We start from the raw sequence: 3,601 nt of genomic DNA, 5'->3' as shown, positions 1-3,601 counted from the left end.
GTATTGTAAATAAAGAAGCCAGTAAATGAATTTATAAAAAACTCATTTACTGGCATTTTTGCTAGGAATTATGTCCCAGCCTCTTTTATCTGATTATTTATTTTTTAAAGACTTAATGCTAATAGTTCCTCTCATTATACTAATCAATTGGTCATCGTCACTTTTAATTTCAATATTCCAAACTTGTGTTGTACGACCTTGATGAATAATTGTAGCAGTAGCAATCACTCGTCCCTCTTTTACAGAATGAATATGATTGGCGTTCATTTCCAAGCCTAAAGGGATATAGTGATTGGTATCCACTAAATTTGCTGCACCGATTGAACACGCTGTTTCGCCTAGTGCAATCGTCGCACCCCCATGTAAATAACCAAATGGTTGTTTCACTTTATCAGTAACAGGCATAGAGATGACAACTTTACCGTTAGCTGTTTCTTCAATCTTCATTTCAAAGGTTTCTAATAAATTGGTCACCTATTTCACCTCATTTACAACTATAATATCATAGCTGCAATTGTACCAAAAATCATTAACGGTATATTGTAGAAAAGGAAATTCGGGATACATGTATCTCTTATGTGATCATGCTGGCCATCTATCGCTAATCCTGCCGTTGGCCCTAATGTCGAATCACTTGCTGGTGAACCAGAATCTCCTAATGCACTGGCTGTACCTACTAGTGCAATTAATGCCATACTATCTAAACCTAGTGAAGCACCTAATGGAATAAATAATGTAGCAATGATTGGTATAGTCGCGAATGATGAACCAATACCCAATGTCACAATTAAACCAATAATATACATAGCAATGATACTAATTAATTTATGTCCACTCGTGATTTCCGTTAAGCTACTGACTAACTTTTGAATATCACCAGTAGCATTCATTACACCAGCGAAACCATTGGCCGAAAGAATAACGACACCTATAAATGACATAATCTTGATACCTTCAACAAACTGACTATCTAATTCATTCCATTTATACACGCCAGAGATAAAGAAGATAAGAACCCCTGCTAATGCACCAAATATCATTGAATCCGTAAATGTTTGGACTAAGAAAGTAGCTAAGATGGCTACTACTGTTACTACTAAGACATATGGTCTCACTTGTGTAACTGTATCCTCATTTTCAACATAAGCTTCTGTCTTATAATCACGAGGTTTACGATAAACAATCATACCTAGGATTAGACCTACAATATAACCCATAGATGGAAGGAGCATCGCTTTCCAAATCATATTAAATTCGATAGGGTGATGTGCTTTTTGGAAGCCACTTTGAATAATTTGATGGAAAATTTGACCAAACCCATAAGGTAGTAAAACATAAGGCCAACATAATCCAAAACCTATTACCAAGCCAATTAATCGTCTATCAATTTTCAAATCATTAAATAAACTAATAAGTGGCGGAATCACAATAGGAATAAAAGCAATATGTACTGGAATTAAGTTCTGACTCATAATACTCATTGCAAGAAGTGCAACGATAATGATGACTTTGACTTTAACTCTTGAAAGTCGACTATTTTCAGTGTGAATCGCACGTATAATTTTATTAACGAGGTAATCTGTTATCCCACTATATGAGATAAGTGCTGCGAAACCACCTAATAAAGCATAGCTCAAAGCTACTTCAGAACCATCTACAATATTCTTACCAAAAATGCTAATCACTTTATTTAAACTCATACCTGAAATCAGCCCACCTACTAGCGAGCTTATAAATAAACTTATGACAACATTAAGTCTACACAGGCACAAGATAATCATTAAAATGACAGCGATGACAACTGCATTTAACATACCTTCCACATCCTTTAACACTCTACCGAACTAAAGCGAAATATTATGTGACTTATCATATCAAGTCGTTTAATTATTGTCAATATCTGCGTTTTAAATATTTTCTTTTGCAAAAAATAAAGAACCAAAGCTATTTAGGATTAGCTCTGGTTCTATCACATACATTCAATTTATCATTAACCAAACGATTCTTTATTGACGTAACCAATTGACCACCGTAGTTATCATACTGCCAGTTGGTCCTTTAGGTCCTCGATAACTTTTTACGTTTGTCGTAGCTGGACCTGCAATATCAAAATGAATATGTGGTGTTTCACCACTAAAGTGCGTTACAAAGGTTGCAGCAAATAACGCTTTTCCTTGGCCATTCGTATGGTTAACTAAATCTGCCACATCAGAATTACGAATTAAACGCTGTTCAGTGCTAGTGATTGGCAATTCAAATGCAAATTCATCTACTGCTTTAGCACTCGCTAATATGTCTTGAATATCATTATCCGCGTTTGAACTAAATAATGCTGCTTTATCTTCTCCTAATGCCGCCACTGCAGCACCTGTTAATGTAGCAAAATCTAGAATAATACTTGGTTTGAATTGATTGGCATAAAAGACCGCATCTCCTAAAACTAATCGCCCTTCTGCATCACTATTTAGCATTTCAACCGTTTCTCCACTAAGTGCTGTGAATACATCATCTGGTTTCATTGCATTATGATTAATCATATTTTCAGCGGATGCAATCACACCGACGATATTAATAGGAAGTTCAAGGCGTGAAGCTGCTTCAATCATTCCTACGACATTCGCTGCGCCACACATATCAAATTTCATCGTTTGCATGCCCATTTTAGATTTAATACTGTAACCGCCTGAATCGTAAGTAATACCTTTGCCTACTAATGCTATAGGAAGCGTGTCATTTTGAGCACCATTATAAGTTAAAGTAATAACTCTTGGCTGGTTCTCAGAGCCTTTTCCTACTGCGTGAATTAAGCCAAAGCCTTCCGCTAATAACGTTTCACCATCTTTAATATCTATATCAACTTTAGTTTCTGCAAAATGATCTTCAATTTGGTCTGAAAAATATGCTGGCGTCAAAATATTAGGAGGCATATTACTGAAATCACGAGCTAGATTAATAGATTGACCAACTATTGCACCCTTTTCAATATCAGAGATTAAATTTTCATTTTCTGAAATTATATTTAAATCTAGTTGATAAGGTGCAGTTTTATTAGATTTATAATTATCAAACACATAAATGGCTTGTTCACTTTGTAATCCAAAGACCTCCGCCACTTTCTCTTGCGCCAACTCTTTTGAAATAAATGTTTCAAAGAGTACATCAGCACTTGTAATTCCCTCTTCTTTTAAAAATTGAAACAAATGACCGAACGCTTTCAATAATTCTGCATAATTGAGCGATTTTAAATTTCCTAACCCAACTGTTATTAAACGTTTCGAGTCATTTTTAAGTGATAAAAGCGTTGAAGAAATCTTACCTAATGTACTGCCAATCAGATGATGATGGCGATATATATCAATACGTTGCGTTAAATCTTCATTATTATAATTAATCGTACCAAGTTGATTAATATGGTTCGGCAAACCTAAGATTAAGACTTCTTCCTGTGCTATACCATTATTGTTGTTAGTGAAATTGACCATTTACTATCCACTCCTTTTTAAGTGTTGTAAAAAAAGAGGCTGGGACATAATTCCTAGCAAAAATGCCAGTAAATGAGTTTTTTATAAATTCATTTACTGGCTTCTTTATTTACAATACT

The 3,601-nt window shown here is 34.7% G+C and carries 3 protein-coding genes; all 3 read right to left on the bottom strand.

Annotation, left to right across the window (positions count from 1 at the left end; genetic code table 11):
- Nucleotides 1-93: 93 nt before the first annotated feature.
- The 3 genes from CD128_RS08670 to CD128_RS08660 all read right to left on the bottom strand — a co-directional run bounded on the left by CD128_RS08670 (nt 94) and on the right by CD128_RS08660 (nt 3,482).
- Nucleotides 94-474, bottom strand: a complete 381-nt coding sequence (locus CD128_RS08670; protein WP_103329576.1) for a PaaI family thioesterase — start codon at nt 472-474, stop codon at nt 94-96.
- A 20-nt stretch (nt 475-494) separates the two neighbouring features.
- A complete protein-coding gene (locus tag CD128_RS08665; protein WP_103329575.1) occupies nt 495-1,814 on the bottom strand; it encodes a Na+/H+ antiporter family protein in 1,320 nt (439 codons plus the stop codon).
- Between the two features lie 192 nt (nt 1,815-2,006).
- Complete coding sequence (locus tag CD128_RS08660) at nt 2,007-3,482, bottom strand: M17 family metallopeptidase (RefSeq protein WP_103329574.1); 1,476 nt, start codon at nt 3,480-3,482, stop codon at nt 2,007-2,009.
- Between the last annotated feature and the right edge of the window lie 119 nt (nt 3,483-3,601).

The organism is Staphylococcus croceilyticus, assembly GCF_002902575.1.
Classification (GTDB): domain Bacteria; phylum Bacillota; class Bacilli; order Staphylococcales; family Staphylococcaceae; genus Staphylococcus; species Staphylococcus croceilyticus.
Note: the sequence above shows the minus strand (reverse complement) of the source record. Positions and strands in the feature narration are given on the sequence as shown.